The following is a 20019-nucleotide window of genomic DNA, read 5'->3' as shown; positions in this document are numbered from 1 at the left end:
CCTTGAAGCGGATGACTCATCCACTTACGGTTGGGTCCGCACGAGGAGACACCTATGCCTTTCACCGCGGACGCGGTCCCGCACCTTCCCGCCGGATTCAGCGACACCTTCACCAGCCGCACCGTTGAGGTGAACGGCGTCGAACTGCACGCCGTGGTCGGCGGGTCCGGCCCGGCGCTGCTGCTGTTGCCGGGTTGGCCTCAGTTCTGGTACTGCTGGCGGCTGATGATGCCCGCTCTCGCCGAGCACTTCACGGTCGTGGCCGCCGACATGCGCGGCATGGGTGCCAGCAGCAAGCCTGCCAGCGGGTACGACGCGGTAACCCTGGCCGATGACATGGCCGGCCTGATGACCTCCTTGGGCCACGACAGCTTCCAGGTCGCGGGCTACGACCTGGGGATGATGGTCGGCTACGTGCTCGCCGCTCGCCATCGCGACCGGGTGAGCAGGCTCGTGCTGGCCGAAGCGGTCCTCCCCGGCTTCAGTCCGATGCCCCCACTGCTCATGCCTCCCGAGGTCAACGAGCTGGCCTGGCACTTCGTCTTCAACCGTCTGGCCGAGATCAACGAGCGCATGGTGTCCGGCCGCGAGGAGATCTACTTCGGCTACCAGTTCGCCACCAAAGCCGCCAGTCCTGAGGCCATCCCGCAGACTGCGGTCGACGTCTACGTCGACGCCCTGCGCGACCCCGCCGCCTTGCACGCGAGCTTCGAGTTCTACCGCGCTGGAGAGTCCGGGGACCAGGTGGTCACGCTGGCCGCCGAGGGGCCTCTGGAGATTCCGGTTCTGGCGATCGGGGGCGAGCACGGCATGCGTGATGGCGTCGAGCAGGCGGTGCGGCAGGTTGCCCCGAACACCACAGGCGCCGTCGCACCGGGTGCGGCACATTTCGTGCCTGAGGAAGCGCCCGAGTGGATGGCCCGCACCTTGATCGACTTCTTCGCCTGAACCGGAGAAACACCATGCCCAGCACCCTCACAGCCACCCGCGGCAGTGTCACCGTCGGCGAGGCCACCCGCACTTTCACCCTTGTCGGCACCGCGGCTCCGGGCGAGGCCAAGCCACTGATTCTTGTGTTCCACGGTTCCGGCCAGACCGGCGACAAGCACCGCGCCTTCACCGGCGGCGTCTTCGACGCGCTCGCCGCCCGGGGTGCACTGGTCGCCTACCTCGACGGTTATCGCGGCAACTGGAACGACGCCCGACGCGAAAGCCGCTTTCCGGCCCGCAGAGCCGACATCGACGATGTCGGGTTCGCCCGCGCGGTCATCGCCACGTACGCCTCGGACCGGCGCATCGACCCCAGCCGCGTCTATGGGGTCGGCTACTCCAACGGCGGCCAGATGGTCATACGTCTCGCGCACGAAACCCCCGGCCTGCTGGCGGGTGCGACGGTGATCGCGGCAACCATGCCCGCACCGGAGAACTTCCTCGCCAGTCAGGCACCTTGGGCTTCCTTGCCTGTCTTGCTGATACACGGCACCAAGGACCCCATCGTCTCCTACCAGGGCGGCACCATGAACTGGGCCCTGCGTACCCTCTTCAAAGTAGGTGGATCGAGCTGGTCGGCCACCCGCACAGCTCGCTACTTCGCCGAGCGCAACGGGATCACCACCGAACCCACGACCACACGCTTGCCGAGGAACACTACGGCCGACCCCACCGAGGTCGAACGCACAACGTATGAGGTAAAAGGTGTCCCCCCGGTGGTCCTCTACACGATCCATGGAGGCGGCCACACCGTTCCCGGTCCCTCCTCCGCGCCGGCACTCGTCGGCAAGACCAGCCACCAGCTCGACACCGCGGACATCATCACCCAGTTCTTCGACCTCTGAGACACGGTGAAGACGGTGTTGACGTGGCCGCTGCGCCGCAGCAGGGACCAGATGCTCTCGACGGGATAGGGGTCCGGTGCGTAGACCGGCACCATCTGGCAGGTGATCCAGTCGTGGGTGTCGATGAACTCCCGCAGTCGGCGACCTCGTCCTGGTGAGCGGCACCGCGGGTCGTACGGTCCGCGGTGGCGGCGATGTCCTACCACGCGAGCAAGCAACGCGGTGACTGCCTTCCGGTAAGCCTTTCGCATGGAAGTCACCCAGCGCCACCTGCGTGTTTGCCGCGTCGGGACCGAGCCGCCGGACTGACCGGGGCGGTGCCACAGCGTTGCCTCTGGTCAGCCTGGGTGCACTGCACCCACGCCCCGGCGGCCGGTCCGCACTAGTGTCGTGAACGTGGACAGTGAGAACAAGCTCGGTGACTATCTGCGTGCCCGACGCGCTCTGGTCCGGCCGCAGGACGTCGGTCTGCCTGACGACGGTCCACGGCGGGTGCCAGGGCTCCGGCGTGACGAGGTGGCGTTGCTCGCTGGGGTGAGCACGGACTACTACATCCGGTTGGAGCAGGGCAGAGAACGACATCCGTCCGACCAGGTGCTGCGGTCGATCGCCAGTGCACTGCGGTTGGATGACGCCGCCGCTTCGCATCTGTTCCGGCTCGGCCTTCCGGTGTTCGGGGCGGGGGCGGCCGCGTCGCTGACCGTCGCTCCGGAGCTGTTGCGGCTGATGGACAGCATGCCGGACGTACCCGCCTTCCTGGTCGGCGCCGCGCAGGACATCCTGGGCGCGAACGCGATGGCGCGGGAGCTGTACCGCGGGTTCGCTCGGTACGACAACCTGCTGCGCATGATCTTCCTGGACCCGTACGCGAGGTCCTTCTACGGCGACTGGGACGCCGCGTCTCGGCTCGCGGTGAGCAATCTGCGGGCGTCGTCCTCACAGTTCCCCTCGGATGAGCACATCGAGCGCGTCGTCGGCGAACTGACCCTGCACAGTCCGGCGTTCGCCAACCTGTGGGCTCGTTACGAGGTGCGTCCACGGACCCGGGAGAAGAAGCATTTCGTGCACCCGCGCGTAGGGGAACTGCGGCTGCACTTCGAGACGCTGGCGGTCGCCAGCGCCCCTGGTCAGCATCTGTCTGTCTACAGCGCCGAACCCGGCAGCGCCAGCCAAGACGGCCTGGTCCTCCTTCGCCGTCTGGCCGAGCAGGCGACTGCCGATGCCGAGAACTCCGACCAGGAGACAGCCCTGGAGAAAGGTGACACCCGACCATGACCACATCCCTCGCCGACCGCGTTGGCACCTACGAGATTGCCGGGAAGAAGATCGCTCGTCTGGGCTTCGGCGCCATGCGGCTGACCGGGCTCGGGGTGTGGGGCGAACCGGAGGACCGTGCGGAGTGCGTGCGTGTCGTGCGGCGTGCCGTCGAACTCGGCGTGCAGCTGATCGACACCGCCAACTCCTACGGCCCCTACATCAGCGAGGAGATCATCCGGGAGGCCATTCACCCCTACCCGCAGGGTGTATTGATCGCGACCAAGGCGGGGCTGACGCGCAACGGTCCGGACATCATCAGGCGCGGAGATGAGCTGGTACGCCTTGGTCCCAAGGCGTGGCCGCCGGTCGGTCGCCCGGAGTACCTCCGCCAGGAGGCGCTGATGAGCCTGCGCCGGCTCGGCCTGGACCAGATCGACCTGTTCCAGCTCCATCGCGTTGACCCGAAGGTGCCGTTGGAGGACCAGGTCGGCGAGTTGAAGAACCTCCAGGACGAGGGCAAGATCGTAGCGATCGGGCTGTCCCAGGTCACGGTCGACCAGATCGAGCAGGCCCGTCGGATCGCGGACATCGTCACGGTCCAGAACCGGTACAACCTCACCGACCGGAGCTCGGCCGACGTCCTGGACTACTGCACTCGGCACGGTATCGGCTTCATTCCCTGGGCGCCCGTGGCCGCGGGCCAGCTGGCCCGCCCCGGCGGGCCGGTCGACCGCATCGCAGCCGCGCACGACTCCACTCCGTCCAACGTGGCACTCGCCTGGCTGTTGGAGCGCTCCGAGGTCATGCTCCCCATTCCCGGCACCTCCAAGGTCGCCCACCTGGAGGAGAACCTGGCATCGTCCCAACTGAGCCTGACCGAGACGGAGCTGGCGGAACTGGACGCGGCCGCATAGCCCAGACCTTCCGCGATCGTCCTGAGGCCGGTTCGCAGCAGCAGGCGCGGAACCCCGTGTGACGGCATCTCGCCGCAGCACCACGCTTGCAGAAGGGCTTCCCGGTGTCCTCGCACAGGCCCCGCTCCGGGGCCGCACCCACGTCCGCCGGCCCGTTCGCCGACGGCGCCGTGGGCTGGGCACCGGAAGCCTTCCGCAGACCTGCGCGCCGCGTACGGCGAGACACGAAAGGAGTCGGCGGACGCATCCGGCGCTGCTACTCATCGGTGTCATGCTCGCCGCGGTCAACATGCGGGCCGCGCTTGCCGGCACCTCGCCGCCTCGCTGACATCGAAGTGCACTTCGGAATCTAGTGGTGTTCACGGGCGTCGCCTTCCCGCTGAAGCCGAAATTCGGGACTGGACCATGCCGCTGATCGTGCTGCTGGTGGTGTGGGCGGCCATGATGGGCGGGGGCTGGGTCATAGGGCGTAACCGGTATGTCTGAGCGAGGCGGTAGGTGGGTGCAGTGCACCCACGCCCTCGCACTCACCAGCCTTTAGCGTGGTGTGCGGGAGGCGAGGCCGTGGTGCCTCCTGCCTCCAAGTCCCGTCAGCCACCAAGTGATACGGCCGTTCTTCCGCATCCCGAGGAACGTCCGGCGGCCGACTGTGCCGCAGCAGTCCGGCTCCGGACGTGAGCCGGGTCGACCGAATGTACGCACGGGTGCCGCGCAGACCCGGATTCCCGGAGTAATTGCCCTTCACCCTCGGAGAAAGCTCTTCGACGTGATTCTTCCGTTTGATGAAACAGGCCAAGGCGAGACGGTCGTGCTGCTGCACGCCAGGCCTGTCGACCGCACGATGTGGCGGGCACACCTTCCCCTGCTCGCCGAAGCCGGCGTCCGGGCCGTCGCCTTGGATCTGCCCGGCCACGGCGATGCCGCCACGGCCAGCCGGGACGGGGTGACTCCCTGGGCCGATGTGCTGGACACACTCGACCACCTCGGTGTCGACCGTTTCACCCTCGCCGGGAACTCGCTCGGTGCTCTGGTGGCGCTCCAGACCGCCGTCACAGAACCCCGGCGTGTGAAGGGCTTGGTGTCCATCGGCTACCGGCCGCACGACCTGCCGCCGTCCTCCCGCCTGCGGGTCGCGTGGGACAGGGAGCGGGCCGCGCTGGAGGAGGGCGACATCGAAGCCGCCGTACAGGCAGGTGTCGAGGCATGGACGTCGCCGAAGGCACCGGACGACATACGCGAGCACGCCGCCGTCATGATGCGCAATCAACTGGCCGCGCGCATCGCGTACGGCGAACCGAAGCCGGCGGCGGACCCGCTGGGCACGGGCACGGGTGTCCTGCGCGGCCTGACCGTTCCCGCGCTGGTCGGCGTCGGTGAACTCGACATGCCTGACTTCTTCGAAGGCGGAGAGGGCCTGAGTGACGAGCTCGGGGCCGGCGAGGTCGTCGTCCTTCCGGATGCCGGGCACCTCGCTCCGCTGGAACAGCCCGAATCCTTCTGCGCTCTGCTGCTCGACTTCGTGGGCCGCCTGCCCGCGTAGTCCCCCTCCGGCCGCGCCGGGATGCGTCGGCCGTGCACTGGAAAATGGTGGAAGAGGAAACCCATGGAAACCGTCTTCGTGATCTACAGGTCGAGTGGAGAGGACTTCCGGTTCGATCATGAGTACTTCGAGTCCGAACACCTGCCGCTGGTGCGCAAGTCCTGGGAGCGGTACGGACTGGAGTCCAGCACCGCCGCATATCCCAAGGGTGAGGGGAACATCGTGGTCGTGGCGGTGAACCAGTTCCGCGACGAAGAGGCCGCCCGCGCAGCGTTCAGTTCGCCGGAGAGCGAGGCGGTGATGAACGACATCGTTCGCTACACCGACCTCACCCCCACCCGACTCCGCGGAATCTCCTTCACCTACTGAGGCCTCACAGCCCGGCACTGAAGTCAGGCACGGCGAGATGGGACCCCGCCTTCAGGGCCTAGCTCGCCGTCGCCGTCGCCGTCAAACACCGGTAGGGGACCGAACGGACACCCGGTGAGTCGGGCGACCCGATGGGGCACTGTGGCTGCCAGGCTCCCTCATTGCGATCACTGTCCAGCGGCCGGCCCACAACACAGCCCGCGGGCCGGGTGGTTCGGACTCGTGCCGCCATCAAGTCCGGTCCCAGCAGAGCCGCCCGCTCGGCCGGGCGACCGGCTGCGACCGTGTATCGGCGGACAGGCAGTGACGCCAACTCCCAGGAATGCCCAGCGATGTCGCATATCCGCACCTGTCGCCCGGCGGACCGTGCGTGGCGTGGCCTCTTGGCTCGCGTGCGGCTCAGGCGGGACGGGGGGTGCCTGCCGCGCGGAACAGGCGGTCCCGGGAGACCGAGGCTTGCGTGAAAACGGCTTCACCGCCCTTGAGGGCGCCGCCCTCCTTGAGCACGTCCCCGGCGACCATGACAGGTCGGCCTCTTTGCCCGGTGTGAGACCGCCAGTGCGGTCGTCGATGCCACGCGCGCCCTCGATGGTGCGAAGGACAGCCGGTCCGCGTGAGCGGGTTGCCGCGTGGGGACCTGACCTTGAAACGGCTGTGTCGTACGGGGCTTTGATGTAGAAAGAACGTTCTGCCTTGCGTATATGCGGCACTTGTGTGACGCTGTCCAAAGAAGACAGATCGTTCTTTCTATAAACGAGGTTCCAGTGACTCTGCCTGCCCTTCGGCGATCCGCGTTCGTTGCCGCTGCTCTCACGGCCGTAGCCGCCGTCTCCATCCCGGTTGCCGGCGCCGCGGTGGCCGACCACCACGTCGACACTCCCAAGCCGACTGTCGTCTTCGTGCACGGTGCGTTCGCGGACGCCTCCGGGTGGTACGGCGCGATGGACAACCTGCGCAAGGACGGCTATCCGGTCCGTGCCGCGAACAACCCGCTGCGTGGCCTCCCCAGCGACGCCGCCTACGTCCGCGACTTCCTCAACAGCATCAACGGACCGATCATCCTCGTCGGCCACTCCTACGGCGGGGCGGTCATCACCCAGGCGGCTGCGGGTGACCCGGACGTCAAGGCCCTCGTCTACGTGGCGGCCTCGGTGCCGGACGTCGGCGAGTCCCTGGCCGACCTGAAGGCCCACCAGGTCGACGACCCCGCGCCGGCCCTCCCGTTGCAGCTGGTGAAGTTCACGGAGCCGGACGGATCCCAGGGCACCGACGCGTACATCGATCGGGCCAAGTTCCGCGACACCTTCGCCGGGGACGTCAATCCGACCGTGGCGGCCGACATGGCGGACTCGCAGAAGGGGATCGACCTGGCGGCCCTCAACCAGAAGGCCACGGCGGCCGCGTGGAAGACCATTCCCTCGTGGTTCCTGATCGCCAAGCAGGACCACGCGAACAGCACGAACCTCCAGCGCTGGGAGGCCGAGCGTATCGGAGCGCACGCCGTCGAGATCGACTCCTCGCACGCCGCCATGGTCAGCCACCCCGAGGCGGTATCGGACCTGGTCGAGCAGGCGGACCGCGGTACCAACTGAACCACCGCACGCCCTGGCCCGGCCGGCCATGGTCTGCCACATGAGTTGTGCGCCTCAGGCGCAGTCACGACGCGAACCGCTGCCGGAAGTGATGGATATCCGGCAGCGGTTCGCTGTTTGGCCTGTTCACAGGCATCGCCGTGTGGGCGTGTTGTCGTCTGGTGGCATGTCTGAGGTGGTCATGCGAACCGTCCGGCCACCCGCGGGACACGTGGACCTGCGGCGATGTGATGAGCGGTCGTCCTCATCCGCAGGGTGTGCGCTCTGCTGACCGCTCGCGAGCGAAGCGTCAGGTCACTGGGCCTGCTCGCGGAGATGACCGGAGGGCAGGGCGTCGCGCCCCGGGTCGGCGGGCAGCGTGATGCCGAACTGAGTGGCCATGATGTCGCTGATGAGCTCGTAACACGTTCCGATGCGGACGACCTCCATCGTGCTGAAGTCGATGATGGTCGAGGAGCGTCGGTAGTGGTGGTACTTGCGGAGGCCGTAGTCGATGACCAGGTCCACGGCGTCGATGATCGGCTGCTGGATGTCCTCGACGCGGAACTTGGTACCCGTGCCGGTGAGGTTGGCGGACGAACCGAGGAACGGCAGACCTGCCTGGTGACAGAGGCGGACCACCTCGTCCTGGAGACGACCGCCGTTGACCAGCAGTGCGAGGGTGTTCCCGACGGTGCTGGCGGCCAGCGTGTCGGCCTCGACCGCCGCGACGACGGGATGATCCGCCCGGTAGGCGGCGACGACCGTGAGCGGCAGATCCGCGTCGATGGTGATCGCGTCGACGATCTCCTGCTCGCGACTGCCGAGTTCGTGCACCTCCCGGTGCAGCTCGTAGTTGCCGACCATCGCGTGGCGCTTGTGCGGAGCGCGGCGCTTGGCCACGAACAGCCGCTGCAGTGCCTCCGGTGAGCTCGCCCCGGCCCCGTACCCGATGTCGCCGGGGAGGATCACCGCGCCACCGGCGGTGATCGTGTCGAAGACGCGCTTCGCGTCGGCGTTGATGTCGTGCCTGCCCATCCGAGCCTCCTTGCTCGTTATGTGGGAAGCATTGCCGTATTCCGGAACGGTGCCCGTTCCCGGCAAGCCGATCCACTGCCCTCAGTGTGTCCAACTTGTTGACTTGAGGTAAAGGCAGCATCTACCTTCATGCTGCTTCGTGGCAAGGGTTGCCACGATGTAGTCATCGGAGGACGTCATGCGTCGAAGCCTCGCGGCTCGAGCCGCCCTCGTGATCTCGGCACTGCTGGTCGTCGCGGGCTGCGGCGGCGGAAGTGGTGCCGAGAGCGCCGACCCGAAGCACCCGGTGACGATCGACGTCGCCGTGCTGGCGGCCACGGAGTTCTACGTCCTCCCCTGGCTGGTAGGCCAGAAGGAGGGCTTCTTCGCCGACCACGGGGTGGTCGTCAAGAACATCGTCGCGGGAAGCGGCGGCAGCGCGACGCTGCGGACGCAGCTCTCCGGCGGCATCCCCATCGGCGAGATCGGATACAAATCCGTCCTTGACGCCTCGTCGCAGGGCATCCCGGTGCTCGCGGTCGGAGGAGGCGCGCAGGGACCTTACGGGGGCGACTTCTACGCCCGCGCCGACAACACACGGGTCAACGAGCTTCGTGACATCAAGAAGTGGGCCTACACCAACCCCGGGTCCTCGGTCTACGCACTGTCGTTCCTGCTCCCGAAAGCGGCAGGGCTGCCCACCAAGGCCGAGCGCATCGCCGCCGGCGGAGTCGGCGAGGGCGAGGCCCTGCTGGAGGCGGGCACCGTCGACGTCGCCTGGCTGCCGCCGTCGCTGGCGAGCCGCAGCGAGGACAAGTTCAAGCTGGTCGTCTCGACGAGCAAGTACATCACCGACTTCCAGCAGAGCGTCATCACCACCAGCCCGGCCTACGCCAAGAAGCACCCCGACGTGGTACGTGGCGTCCTCGCGGGCTGGCAGCAGGCAGCGAAGTGGATCACCCAGAACCCGGATGCCGCTGCGCGCATCTACGCCGAGCACGTCGACCTGCCTGTCCCGGCAGCGGTCTCGGTGGTCCAGGGTGCGATCAAGTCGAACGTCTGGAACGTGGGCTTCAACCCCGCCGCGCTGAAGCGCGCCACCGAAGCCGCAGTGGTCAGCGGGTTCAAGGGCGACGTCAAGTACTGCGACTTCTTGGACAGTTCGTACCTGCCCAGCGGCGCCACCGCCGAACTGCCGGCCAAGTGCGGCGCATGACGGCCGCACCGGAACCAGGTTTCGCCCCTCCAGCCGCCACGGACACGGAGAACCGATGATGAACACAGACGCGGACACGACGTCCCGCCCCGCCGGCGCCGCACCCGCCGGCGTCGCACCCGCCGGAGCCGCGCACGTCGAGGCGACGGGCGTCGTGCGGGCCTTCGGGCCGGTGCAGGCGCTCGGAACCGTCGACCTGCGCCTCCAAGCAGGCGAGTTCGTGTCGGTCGTGGGCCCGAGCGGCTGCGGAAAGTCGACGCTCCTGGAGATCGTCGGCGGCCTGCAGGTCCCTGACGCGGGCACGGTGGAGGTCGGCGGGGAGAAGCTGGCCGGGCCACGAAAGCGCACCGCGATCGTGTTCCAGGACTCGGCGTGCCTGCCGTGGCGGACCGTCCTGGACAACGTCGCCTTCCCGCTGGAGGCGGCGAAGGTCCCCCGCAAGGAGCGCCGTGCCCGGGCCCAGGAACTCCTCGGCGTCGTCGGGCTCGCGGAGTTCGCCGGCCACCATCCCCACCAGCTCTCCGGAGGCATGCGTCAACGGGTCGCCATCGCCAGGGCGTTGATCACGGAGCCGGATCTCATCCTGGCCGACGAACCGTTCGGCGCCCTGGACGAACAGACCCGCATCCTCATGGCGTTCGAACTGCTCGCCGTCGTCGAACGGTTGTCGGCGAGCGTCCTGTTCATCACGCACAGCATCCAGGAGGCGGTCCTGCTGTCCGACCGCGTCCTGGTCATGAGTGCCCGGCCGGGGCGCATCCTGGACGAGATCGTCCTGGACCTGCCGCGTCCACGTGCCCAGAACACGCTCGCCCTCCCGGAAGCGGCCGCAGCCGTGGACCGGATCTGGACCACGCTGCGGACCGAGGCTTCGGCGTCGATGGGAGTGCCCCGATGAGGGCCGGTCGCCGGGGTGCCCCCGGATACCTGCGGCTGGACCGTTCGAGGGCCGGCGGCCTGCCGGCCTGGGCGTGGCGGACGATCATCGTGGCCGCCGCGCTCGGTGCCGTCGAGCTGACGGCTCGGTTCGCACTGGACGGCTCCTACGAGCTGGTCCCCATCACGACGATGGCCCAGCGGGCTGCCGAACTGCTCGTGGATCCCGGATTTCTGACGCAGCACCTGCTGTGGAGCAGCGTCTCGGTGCTGGTGAGCTTCACCGCGGCCGCGGTCATTGGAATCGCGCTCGGTTACCTGATGCACGGCCACCCGTGGTGGAACCGGGCGCTGCGCCCCTACCTGTCGGTCTTCTACGCCGTCCCGATCTTCGCGCTCTATCCACTGCTGGTCGTCGTGTTCGGCACCGATCTGATGCCGATCCTGCTGATCGCGACCGCGTTCAGTGCGGTCGTGGTCACCACGCATGCCTCCCTGGGGTTCGCGTCCGTGCCCCAGAACGTGGACAAGCTGGCGACAGCCGTCCGCACGTCCCGGTCCCAGTACGTGCGTCTGGTCCTCTTCCCTGCGGCACTTCCTGACATCGTCGCCGGGGCCCGCCTCGGGTTCGCGTACTCGATCACCGCCGTGCTGGCCAGTGAGTTCATCCTGTCCACGCGCGGCGTCGGCCACTTCATCTCCACCGCCTACGCGGGCTTCATGTCCGTCGACATGTACGCCGGCATCTTCCTCGTCGCCGCGTTCTCACTCGTACTGATCGCTGTGGTCGACCGCGCGGCGGCCCACCTGGACTGGAGGAGCCGATGACCGCCCTTGCCGAGGCCTCGCCCTCGTTGAAACGCCGAACGCGCACTCTCGGGGGCCGTGGCGGGCCCGCCCTGGTCGTGGCTTTCGTGGCGGTCGCCGTCTGGTGGGCGGGTGCCGTGGTGGCCGACTCGGCCGTCGTACCGACCCCCGCCCAGTCCCTGCGCAGCCTCGTGACGGAGCTGGGCCAGCCGTCGTTTCGCGCGAGCGTGTTCGACACCCTGCGCGTACTCGTCCAGAGCTACCTCTCCGCCGCCGTCGTCGGCGCAGTTGTCGGTGCCCTGCTGGGGGTGCGGCCCTTCTGGTCACGGGTCGCTCTGCCGTTGGCGTACGCAGTCAATACGGTGCCGAAGGTGACGCTCTTTCCGATCTTCTTCGTGTTCCTGGGCCTGGGGAACCTGAGCTGCGGGGCGTTCGCCTTCTTCTCCGGGGTGCTGCCGATGTTCCTCATCGCGGCGGAGGCCGCCCGCGGGGTCCCACAGGCGCAGCTCAAGCTTGCCGCGTCGCTCCGCGTCGGTGACCTGCGGGTTCTCCCGATGGTCGTCTGGCCGGCGGTCATGCCCGCCGTCGCGGCCGGACTCCGGCTGACCTTCGGGTTCACGTTCCTCGGCTTGATCATCGCTGAGATGTTCGCGGGCTCGTCGGGGCTCGGCCAGCAGCTCCTGCGCAATGTCGCCCTCGCCCGAATGGAATACATCGCCGGGGAGATCGTCCTGATCGCCCTACTGGCCCTCCTGCCCTTCGTGCTGCTCACGTGGCTCGAGAGGCGCATCAGTGACCGATTCGGTCCCCGCCCGGCACCCCGCGGGAGCCGTCCTTGACCACCTTATTCTCGGGTGCGCGCTGCACATGAACGCTACGCATTTGATGGAAACGGAGAGCAGAACGATGTCTGAAGGCCAGCCCTCGATCCTCGTCATGGAGAAGGCGGTCCGCGTCCTTGATTGCTTCTCCCCGGGGCAGACACGGCTGTCGTTGAGCGACATCCGGCGGATGACGGGCATGCCCAACTCGACGGTCGCCCGCCTGGTTCGCACCCTCGTGGCCAGTGAACTCCTGCAGCGGACGGGTGACGAGTACTGCGTCGGCCTCCGTGTGCTCGGATGGGCGTCGGCCGCCTCGGCCGGCTCGGACCTGCTGGTGGCCGCCGATCCGGTGGCCGCGCACCTGCGGGACGTGACCGGCGAGACGGCCGGGCTCTACATCCGGCGCGGCACCACAAGGGTGGCGGTGATCGTCAAGCTCAGCTCGCGGTCGATCATCTACCGCAGTGACGTCGGTCAGCTCATGCCCATGCACCTGGGAGCGGCGGGCAAGGTGTTCATGGCCCACGACGAGCGGGTGCTCAACGCGGTGCTCGTCGAGACCGCCGAGCAGGCGCCCGGCGAGTCACGGGGCGCGCTGGACCGGCAGCTTGAGTTCGCGCGGGCGAACGGTTGGCTCCTGACCGAGGAGGAGCGCGAGACGGGCCTCAACTCGCTGGCCGCGCCCGTGTTCGACGCGAGCGGCACGGTCGTGGCGGCCATCGCCGTCGGCGGCCCCTCCTCCCGGCTCGACCGTGCGGCGGCCGAGGACTTCGGTCCACTCATCGGCGACGCCGCCCGGGCGCTGTCGCGCCGCCTCGGCTACGACGGTGCCCCGGCCGGGCGGGCACCGGGCACTACGAGTGAGGCGACGGCGTAGCGATGGCAACCCTGCTGGACAAGATCTGGGACGCCCACGTGGTGCACCGCGGCGCCGCGGGCAGCGATCTGCTCTACGTCGACTTCCACCTGCTCCACGAAGGCTCGAGCCCGCAGGCGTTCGAAGGCCTGCGCCTCGCCGGTCGCACCGTCCGCCGGCCCGACCTCACGCTCGCCACCGAGGACCATGTGGTCCCCACCCGCGGTCAGTTGGGGCGATCCGGGGTGGCGGCGACCATGGTGGAGGCCCTGCGGCGCAATTGCGCCGAGTTCGGAATCCCGCTGCACCGGTCGGGCACGGAGGGCCAGGGCATCGTGCATGTGATCGGACCTGAACTCGGCATCACCCAGCCGGGCCGGGTCATCCTGTGCGGCGACAGCCACACGAGCACGCACGGTGCGTTCGGGGCGCTCGCCTTCGGCATCGGTACCAGCCAGGTCGAGCACGTGCTGGCGACGCAGACGGTCGCGTTCGCCAAGCCTCGGGCCATGGCCGTGACGCTGCACGGCGCGCTGCCGACGGGTGTCTCGGCGAAAGACGTGGCACTCGCCGTCATCGGCCGGATCGGCACCGGAGGTGCGCAAGGTCATGTGATCGAGTACCGCGGGCCCGCCGTCGAGGCGATGTCGATGGAAGCGCGGCTGACGCTGTGCAACATGTCGATCGAGGCGGGTGCGAAGGCAGGCATGATCGCTCCCGACGACGTGACCGTCGAGTACCTTCGCGGCAGGCCGTACGCACCGACCGGGAGAGCCTGGGACGACGCCGTCGCGTCGTGGAAGTCGCTGCGCAGCGACGACGATGCCGAATTCGACCGCAGTGTCGACATCGACGTGACGACCTTGTCCCCCTACGTCAGTTGGGGCACGAACCCGAGCCAGGTCGTCGAGCTGAGCGGCGCGGTCCCGGACCCGGCCGATGCACCCGATCCAGCCGGCCGGCAAGCAGCGGAACGGGCTCTGACGTACATGGATCTGTCTCCGGGAACCCCGATGCGGGAGATCCCGATCGACGTGGTGTTCCTGGGGTCCTGCACCAACGGTCGCATCGAGGACCTCCGGGCGGCCGCCCAGGTCCTCGACGGCCGCCGCATCGCGCCCGGTGTGCGCATGCTCGTCGTCCCCGGTTCGGCCGCCGTCAAACGCGCCGCCGAAGCCGAAGGACTCGATGAGGTGTTCCGCAAGGCCGGGGCGCAGTGGCGTACGGCCGGCTGCTCAATGTGTGTCGCGATGAACGACGACTCCCTGGCGGCAGGGGAGCGGTGCGCCTCGACCTCCAACCGCAACTTCGAGGGCCGCCAAGGCCGGGGCGGCCGTACTCACCTGGTCTCGCCCACCACCGCGGCCGCAACGGCGGTGACCGGCCGCCTCACCGCGCCGTCGACCCTGGGGACACCATGAAACCGATCACCTCGATCACGGGTCGTGCGGTGGCGATCCGTCGCACGAACATCGACACCGACCAGATCATCGCCGCCCGGCACTGTCTGCGGACGACACGGACGGGCTTCGCCGAGCACCTCTTCGCCGCGTGGCGGGCGGAGCCTGGTTTCCCGCTGGCCGATCCGGCCCACGCCGGAGCCACGATTCTGCTCGCCGGCGCGGACTTCGGCTCCGGCTCGTCGCGCGAGCATGCCGTCTGGGCGCTGCAGGACCACGGTTTCGCAGTCGTCATCGCCTCCCGTTTCGGCGACATCTTCGCCGACAACGCTGTCCGGTCCGGACTCGTTGCGGCCGTGCTGGCCGACGACGAGGTGAGCGGCCTGATGGATGCCGTCGAAGCCGACCCGGCGCTGCCCGTCGCGGTGGACCTCGTTGGCCTGACCGTCCGCGCAGCCGGAATCGAAGCCCCGATCCGGATGGACGCCGACACCCGGCAGCGGTTCCTGGACGGGCACGACGGCATCGACGTGACCCTCCAGCACGAGGCGGCCATCCGCGCGTACGAACTCGCGCACGTCCCGATTGCCAGGGCGTCGTGACGACCAGAGAGGCGACCACCATGACCACTGCACCCGCCCGACTGCGCAGGCTGTTGTCCGAACCGGGCATGGTCCGCGCGCCGGGGGTCTACGACGGCATCGGCGCCCACCTCGTCCGACGTGCGGGCTTCCAGGTCGCCTACCTGACCGGCGCCGGAGCGGTGGCCGCCGGCTACGGCTTGCCCGACATCGGTCTGGCCACCGCGACGGAGATGGCCGAGCGTGCGGAAGTCGTGGTCGAGGCCAGCGGGCTCCCCGTCGTCGCGGACGCCGACACCGGCTACGGCAACCCGATGCACGTCGTGCGGACGGTCCGGGCCTACGAGCGCGCCGGTGTCGCGGCGATCCAGCTCGAGGACCAGGACTTCCCCAAGCGCTGCGGGCACCTCACCGACAAGTCGGTCATCAGCGCGGACGACTTCGTCCGCAAGCTCGCCGCCGCCCTCGACGCCAGGGAGAACGACACCGTCATCATCGCCCGGACCGACGCGCGCGGACCCGCGGGACTGGACGAGGCCCTCACCCGCGCCCACCGGTACGCGGCCGAAGGGGCAGACATGATCTTCGTCGAGGCTCCGCAATCGGTGGAGGAGATCGAACGCATCGCCGCCGAGGTGCAGGCCCCGTTGGTGTTCAACGTCGTCCCCGCGGGCCGGACCCCCGCCGTCCCGGATGCCGACCTCGAAAAGCTCGGTTTCCGTATGGCGATCTACCCGGGGGCGCTGCTCCAGCCCGTCACCGCCGCGATGGCCGCCGCGCTGGTCGACCTGGGCGGCGAGGACCCATACCTCGGCGACGGCCCGCTCGGCATATTCCGTGCGGTCGGGTTCGACGACTGGGCCGCGCTGGGCGAACGCTACCGCTGATCCGCTGCGCCCACCGAAGGAGACCGTATGGGTTTGACTTCCTCCCCCGTTTAAGGCGTGGGATTCCAGCGGTCGCCCGCTGGGGTTCCTGCTTCACCGACGATCGCCCCGTCCGGGAGGACTCCCGTTGAGGTCTTACACCGTCTCCACAGGCAGACGCCGCCAGCCCGGCGGCCAGGATGTTGTGTGCCGCGTTCACGTCGCGGTCATGCACGGCACCGCAGTGCTCGCACGTCCGCTCACGGACGTTCAGCGGCAGCTTCTCGCGGACCGTGCCGCAGGTTCCGCACAGCTTGCTGCTGGGGAAGAAGCGGTCGATCACGACGAGTTCGCGCCCGTACCAGGCGCACTTGTACTCCAGCATGGAGCGCAGGTCCGTCCAGGCTGCGTCCGAGAGGGCGCGCGGGAGCGTGCCGTTCTTCAGCAGATTGCGGACGGTGAGGTCCTCGATCACGACCACTTGGTTCTCGTGGACGATGCGCGAGGTCAGTTTGTGCAGGAAGTCGCGGCGCCGGTCAGCGGTCCGCGCATGGACCTTGGCGACACGACGGCGGGCTTTCGCCTGATTCGCCGAGCCCTTCGCTTTGCGCGACGGCTCGCGCTGCGCGTGGGCCAGGCGGGCGCGGTCTTGGCGTTCGTGCCGGGGGTTGGCGATCTTCTCGCTGGTGGACAGGGTCACCAGGGAGGTGATCCAGGCGTCCAGGCCGACCGCCGCGCTCGTGGCGGGGGCGATGGTGTCCTCGCACAGCAGGGACACGAAGCAGCGGGCCGCCGCGTCGCGGGAGACGGTCACCGTGGGCGGCTCCGCACCCTCGGGCAGGGGGCGCGACCAGCGGATGTCCAGCGGCTGCGCCATCTTGGCCGGCGTGAGCTGCCCGTCGCGCCAGGTGAAGGCGTTGCGGGTGTACTCGGCCGACACGCGGGCCTTCTTGCGCGCCTTGTAGCGGCCGAACGTGCGCTACAGCTCAGGCGCCTGTTCGCCCGTGGGGTAAGAGCGGTACCTGAACGCCCGCCTGTCCTGCCGCGCCCTACCTCACTTTCTATCGGCTCCCGTGTGAGCGGCGGGTGTCCACCGGTGACCGGTGGGCGCCGGGTCGCCCTGGCGGCGAACCGACTTCTCCTGCCCTGCTCCGCAGGAGCCTCGTTTTCCTCCCCGGCCTGAAGGCCGGGGTATCCACGAAGGAAGGCCCCGATGAACCTGGCCAGAAACCTGCTCGCGGCCGCCCGCTCGCAGCCCCGGCACCCGGCGATCAGACTGGACGGCTACACGCTGGACTACGCGGGCCTGCATGCCGCCGCCGCGGCCGTGGCCGGCGACTTGCGCGAACGAGGAGTGGAGCCGGGCGACCGGGTCGGTCTGGTGCTGCCGAACGTGCCCGCCTTCCCGGTCCTGTTCTATGGCGCGCTGCTCGCAGGCGCGGTCGTGGTGCCGATGAACCCGCTGCTCAAGGCCCGTGAGGTCGAGTACTACCTGGGCGACTCGGGGATGAAGGTCGTCTACGGTTGGGACGGCTCCGGCGATGTGGTGCCCGAGGCCGCCCAGACGATGGGGATCACAGGGATCGTCGTCGCGGCGACCGGCCCTGCCGACCTGAGCGGTACCCCGATTGAGGAACCGGTCGAGCGCGCGGACGGCGACACCGCCGTCATCCTCTACACCTCCGGTACCACGGGGCAGCCCAAGGGAGCGGAGCTGACCCACCACAATCTCTCCTCCAACGCGGCGACCACGTCCGAGACTTTGATCGAGATCGGTCCGGACGACGTGATCATGGGCTGCTTGCCCCTGTTCCATGTCTTCGGCCTGACCTGCGGGCTCAACGCCGCGGTCCGCGCGGGCGCCACACTGACGTTGATTCCGCGGTTCGATCCGGTCAAGGCGCTGGAGGTGGTGGCCCGTGACCGGGTGACCGTGTTCGAGGGTGTGCCCACCATGTACGCGGCGATGCTGAACTGCCCCGATGCGGCGCACGCCGACATGTCCTCGCTGCGCACCTGCATGACCGGGGGCTCCGCGATGCCGGTGGAGATCCTGCGCGGCTTCGAGTCCCGGTTCGGCTGCGAGGTCTTCGAGGGTTACGGCCTGTCCGAGACCGCGCCGGTCGTGTCGTTCAACCAGCCCGGCCGTGAGCGCAAGGCAGGCACCATCGGTTTTCCGGTACGTGGCTGCGAGATGCGCCTGGTCAACGACGACGGTGAGGATGTCCCGGCCGGTGAGCCCGGTGAGATCGCCATCCGTGGTGAGAACGTCATGAAGGGCTACTGGAACCGTCCCGACGCCACCGCCGCAGCCATACCTGACGGCTGGTTCCGCAGCGGCGACATCGCCACCAAGGACGCGGACGGTTACTACACCATCGTCGACCGCAAGAAAGACCTGATCATCCGCGGCGGCTACAACGTCTACCCCCGCGAGGTGGAGGAGGTCCTCTATCAGCATCCCGCGGTGGCCGAGGCCGCGGTGATCGGGATCGGGCATCCGGAACTCGGTGAGGAGGTCGGCGCCGCGGTGGCCCTCAAGCCGGGCTTTGAGGTGGACCCGGAGGAGCTCAAGAACTTCGTCCGGGACCGTCTCGCGGCGTACAAGTATCCCCGCTCGGTCTGGCTCGTCGACGCCCTCCCCAAGGGTCCCACAGGCAAAATCCTGCGCCGCAAGGTTCAGCCCGCGGGCTGACGTGGGATGCGATCGCACGACCGCCGGGTAAGCGCGGTGGACGCGAGTCAGGAGGAGGCCGTCGTCAAGGTCTCCAGTTCGGTGTCCGACAGTTGAAGGTCCTGCGCGGCAAGCAGCGCCGGCAGCTGTTCGACAGTGCGTGCGGAGGCTATCGGGGCGATCACGGTCGGCTGCTGCGCGAGCCAGGCGACCGCCACCGTGGCCATCTCGACGCCCCGCGCCGTGGCGATCTGCTCCAGCGCGTCGAGCACCTTCACGCCGCGTTCCGTGTCCGCGTAGCCGCCGGCGAGCCCGGGAAGGTTGCGCACATTCTCGGTGTTCTTACCGGGTCGGTACTTGCCGGTGAGGAAGCCGGAGGCGAGCGCGAAGTACGGTACGCAGACCAGGCCTTCGCGCTGCACGATCTCCCGTCGTGCACCCTCGTAGCTGTCGCGTGCGATGAGGTTGTACTGCGGCTGCAGGGCCACGTAGCGGGCCAGCCCCTCGCGGTCGGAGAACTCAAGTGACGCGGAGAGCCGTTCGGGGCTGATGTTGGAGGTGGCGATGGCCCGCACCTTGCCGGCCTTCACGAGATCGTCGAGAGCGGTGATGATCTCGTCCACGGGGATGGACTCATCCCGGTCGAAATGGGTGTAGTAAAGGTCGATGTGGTCGGTACGCAGTCGCCGCAAGGACTCCTCGACTGCGGCCTTGATGTTGGCGGGGGCAAGGCCCATGAACTTCGGGTGGTCGCCGACCTTGGTTGCGATGACCACGTCGTCACGGTTGCGGCGGCTGGCGAGCCAATCGCCGATGATGCTCTCGGACTGTCCCGGCTCATTGCCCTGCTCGGGAAAGTAGTGCATGTATGAGTCGGCGGTGTCGATGAAGTTCCCGCCCGCGGCGAGATAGGCGTCGAGCACTGCGAACGACTGGGTTTTGTCGGCGGTCCAGCCGAAGACGTTGCCGCCCAGGCAGAGGGGGGACACGCGGAGACCGGACGAGCCGAGGGTGCGAAGTTCAGTCATGTCATGCCCAACGGCCGCTCGGTTGCTCGAAGTTCCCCACGCTTGCCCATCGCGGGGTGGCGCGGCTTGGGGTCACGATGCTCAGTCCGAACATGCCTGAATCGTCCAGGCCGCGACGCGGTGGCGTACGCCGCCGGCTTGCTGCCCGTCTTCTGTTCGCCCGAGGACGCCGCCGGGGTATGGGGCGACACATGTGCCGCGGGGACGACCCAGCCCCCGTGTCAGCACCCGCAGCTGCCTGCCCGCTGCTCATGCATGGCCCGACCTGACCGGCCTGCCCGACCAGTCCCAGGGGGAGATGGGAAGCTCGGGGCAACGGGCGGCCATGGCTGGCTCAGATCCGCGTCGGTGTCCGTCAGCGCGGAATCAGTTCACCGCCGCCGATCGG

Annotated in this window: 18 protein-coding genes and 2 pseudogenes; 16 read left to right on the top strand and 4 right to left on the bottom strand. The window is 68.6% G+C overall.

Going from position 1 to position 20019, the window contains the following annotated elements; translation table 11 throughout:
* Positions 1-54 precede the first annotated feature (54 nt).
* Positions 55-948, top strand: coding sequence for an alpha/beta hydrolase (locus M2163_RS02990; RefSeq protein ID WP_280854648.1), 894 nt, complete (start codon positions 55-57; stop codon positions 946-948).
* A gap of 14 nt (positions 949-962) precedes the next feature.
* On the top strand, positions 963-1835 hold the full coding sequence (locus M2163_RS02985) for a PHB depolymerase family esterase (RefSeq protein WP_280854649.1): 873 nt from the start codon (positions 963-965) through the stop codon (positions 1833-1835).
* A 32-nt stretch (positions 1836-1867) separates the two neighbouring features.
* Here M2163_RS02985 and M2163_RS02980 read toward each other — a convergent pair.
* Positions 1868-1972 (bottom strand): annotated as a pseudogene (locus tag M2163_RS02980) (IS630 family transposase); the annotation flags it as partial.
* A gap of 259 nt (positions 1973-2231) precedes the next feature.
* Here M2163_RS02980 and M2163_RS02975 point away from each other — a divergent pair.
* From M2163_RS02975 to M2163_RS02955, 5 genes are all read left to right on the top strand, one after another.
* Complete coding sequence (locus tag M2163_RS02975; RefSeq protein ID WP_028808822.1) at positions 2232-3110, top strand: helix-turn-helix transcriptional regulator; 879 nt, start codon at positions 2232-2234, stop codon at positions 3108-3110.
* Positions 3107-4006: an aldo/keto reductase gene (locus M2163_RS02970; RefSeq protein WP_280893022.1), complete on the top strand. Its 900-nt coding sequence runs from the start codon at positions 3107-3109 to the stop codon at positions 4004-4006. The genes M2163_RS02975 and M2163_RS02970 overlap by 4 nt, the downstream gene beginning before the upstream one ends.
* Before the next feature lie 766 nt (positions 4007-4772).
* Positions 4773-5546, top strand: a complete 774-nt coding sequence (locus M2163_RS02965) for an alpha/beta hydrolase (RefSeq protein WP_280893021.1) — start codon at positions 4773-4775, stop codon at positions 5544-5546.
* Positions 5547-5609: 63 nt separating this feature from the next.
* Complete coding sequence (locus M2163_RS02960; protein WP_280893020.1) at positions 5610-5915, top strand: EthD family reductase; 306 nt, start codon at positions 5610-5612, stop codon at positions 5913-5915.
* Between the two features lie 764 nt (positions 5916-6679).
* Positions 6680-7507 (top strand): alpha/beta hydrolase, encoded by an 828-nt coding sequence (locus M2163_RS02955; protein WP_280893019.1) that lies wholly within the window; start codon positions 6680-6682, stop codon positions 7505-7507.
* Positions 7508-7801: 294 nt separating this feature from the next.
* Here the strand turns inward: M2163_RS02955 and M2163_RS02950 are convergent, their stop codons facing one another.
* Positions 7802-8524: a Sua5/YciO/YrdC/YwlC family protein gene (locus tag M2163_RS02950; RefSeq protein WP_280854656.1), complete on the bottom strand. Its 723-nt coding sequence runs from the start codon at positions 8522-8524 to the stop codon at positions 7802-7804.
* Between the two features lie 178 nt (positions 8525-8702).
* Here M2163_RS02950 and M2163_RS02945 point away from each other — a divergent pair, with 178 nt between their 5' ends.
* The 8 genes from M2163_RS02945 to M2163_RS02910 all read left to right on the top strand — a co-directional run bounded on the left by M2163_RS02945 (position 8703) and on the right by M2163_RS02910 (position 15950).
* A complete protein-coding gene (locus M2163_RS02945; protein WP_280854657.1) occupies positions 8703-9719 on the top strand; it encodes an ABC transporter substrate-binding protein in 1017 nt (338 codons plus the stop codon).
* Positions 9720-9774: 55 nt separating this feature from the next.
* Complete coding sequence (locus tag M2163_RS02940) at positions 9775-10617, top strand: ABC transporter ATP-binding protein (protein ID WP_280893018.1); 843 nt, start codon at positions 9775-9777, stop codon at positions 10615-10617.
* A complete protein-coding gene (locus M2163_RS02935) occupies positions 10614-11423 on the top strand; it encodes an ABC transporter permease subunit (RefSeq protein WP_280893017.1) in 810 nt (269 codons plus the stop codon). Before M2163_RS02940 ends, M2163_RS02935 begins: the two co-directional genes overlap by 4 nt.
* The gene (locus M2163_RS02930) at positions 11420-12241 is read left to right on the top strand and encodes an ABC transporter permease subunit (RefSeq protein WP_280854660.1); all 822 of its coding nucleotides are present in this window, start codon (positions 11420-11422) and stop codon (positions 12239-12241) included. Before M2163_RS02935 ends, M2163_RS02930 begins: the two co-directional genes overlap by 4 nt.
* 67 nt (positions 12242-12308) lie before the next feature.
* The gene (locus tag M2163_RS02925; RefSeq protein ID WP_280854661.1) at positions 12309-13103 is read left to right on the top strand and encodes an IclR family transcriptional regulator; all 795 of its coding nucleotides are present in this window, start codon (positions 12309-12311) and stop codon (positions 13101-13103) included.
* A gap of 2 nt (positions 13104-13105) precedes the next feature.
* Positions 13106-14503, top strand: a complete 1398-nt coding sequence (gene leuC, locus M2163_RS02920) for a 3-isopropylmalate dehydratase large subunit (RefSeq protein WP_280854662.1) — start codon at positions 13106-13108, stop codon at positions 14501-14503.
* Complete coding sequence (gene leuD / locus M2163_RS02915) at positions 14500-15084, top strand: 3-isopropylmalate dehydratase small subunit (RefSeq protein WP_280854663.1); 585 nt, start codon at positions 14500-14502, stop codon at positions 15082-15084. Before leuC ends, leuD begins: the two co-directional genes overlap by 4 nt.
* A 20-nt stretch (positions 15085-15104) precedes the next feature.
* On the top strand, positions 15105-15950 hold the full coding sequence (locus M2163_RS02910; protein WP_280854664.1) for an isocitrate lyase/PEP mutase family protein: 846 nt from the start codon (positions 15105-15107) through the stop codon (positions 15948-15950).
* A 52-nt stretch (positions 15951-16002) separates the two neighbouring features.
* On the opposite strand, the pseudogene M2163_RS02905 reads toward M2163_RS02910, so the two are convergent.
* A pseudogene (locus tag M2163_RS02905) lies at positions 16003-16974 on the bottom strand (RNA-guided endonuclease TnpB family protein); the annotation flags it as partial.
* A gap of 168 nt (positions 16975-17142) precedes the next feature.
* On the opposite strand from M2163_RS02905, the gene M2163_RS02900 reads away from it, so the two are divergent.
* On the top strand, positions 17143-18624 hold the full coding sequence (locus M2163_RS02900) for a long-chain fatty acid--CoA ligase (protein ID WP_280893016.1): 1482 nt from the start codon (positions 17143-17145) through the stop codon (positions 18622-18624).
* Between the two features lie 47 nt (positions 18625-18671).
* On the opposite strand, the gene M2163_RS02895 is transcribed toward M2163_RS02900, so the two are convergent.
* The gene (locus M2163_RS02895) at positions 18672-19631 is read right to left on the bottom strand and encodes an aldo/keto reductase (protein ID WP_280893015.1); all 960 of its coding nucleotides are present in this window, start codon (positions 19629-19631) and stop codon (positions 18672-18674) included.
* Positions 19632-20019: the final 388 nt, after the last annotated feature.

Source organism: Streptomyces sp. SAI-135 (genome assembly GCF_029893805.1).
Lineage (GTDB): Bacteria > Actinomycetota > Actinomycetes > Streptomycetales > Streptomycetaceae > Streptomyces.
Note: the sequence above shows the minus strand (reverse complement) of the source record. Positions and strands in the feature narration are given on the sequence as shown.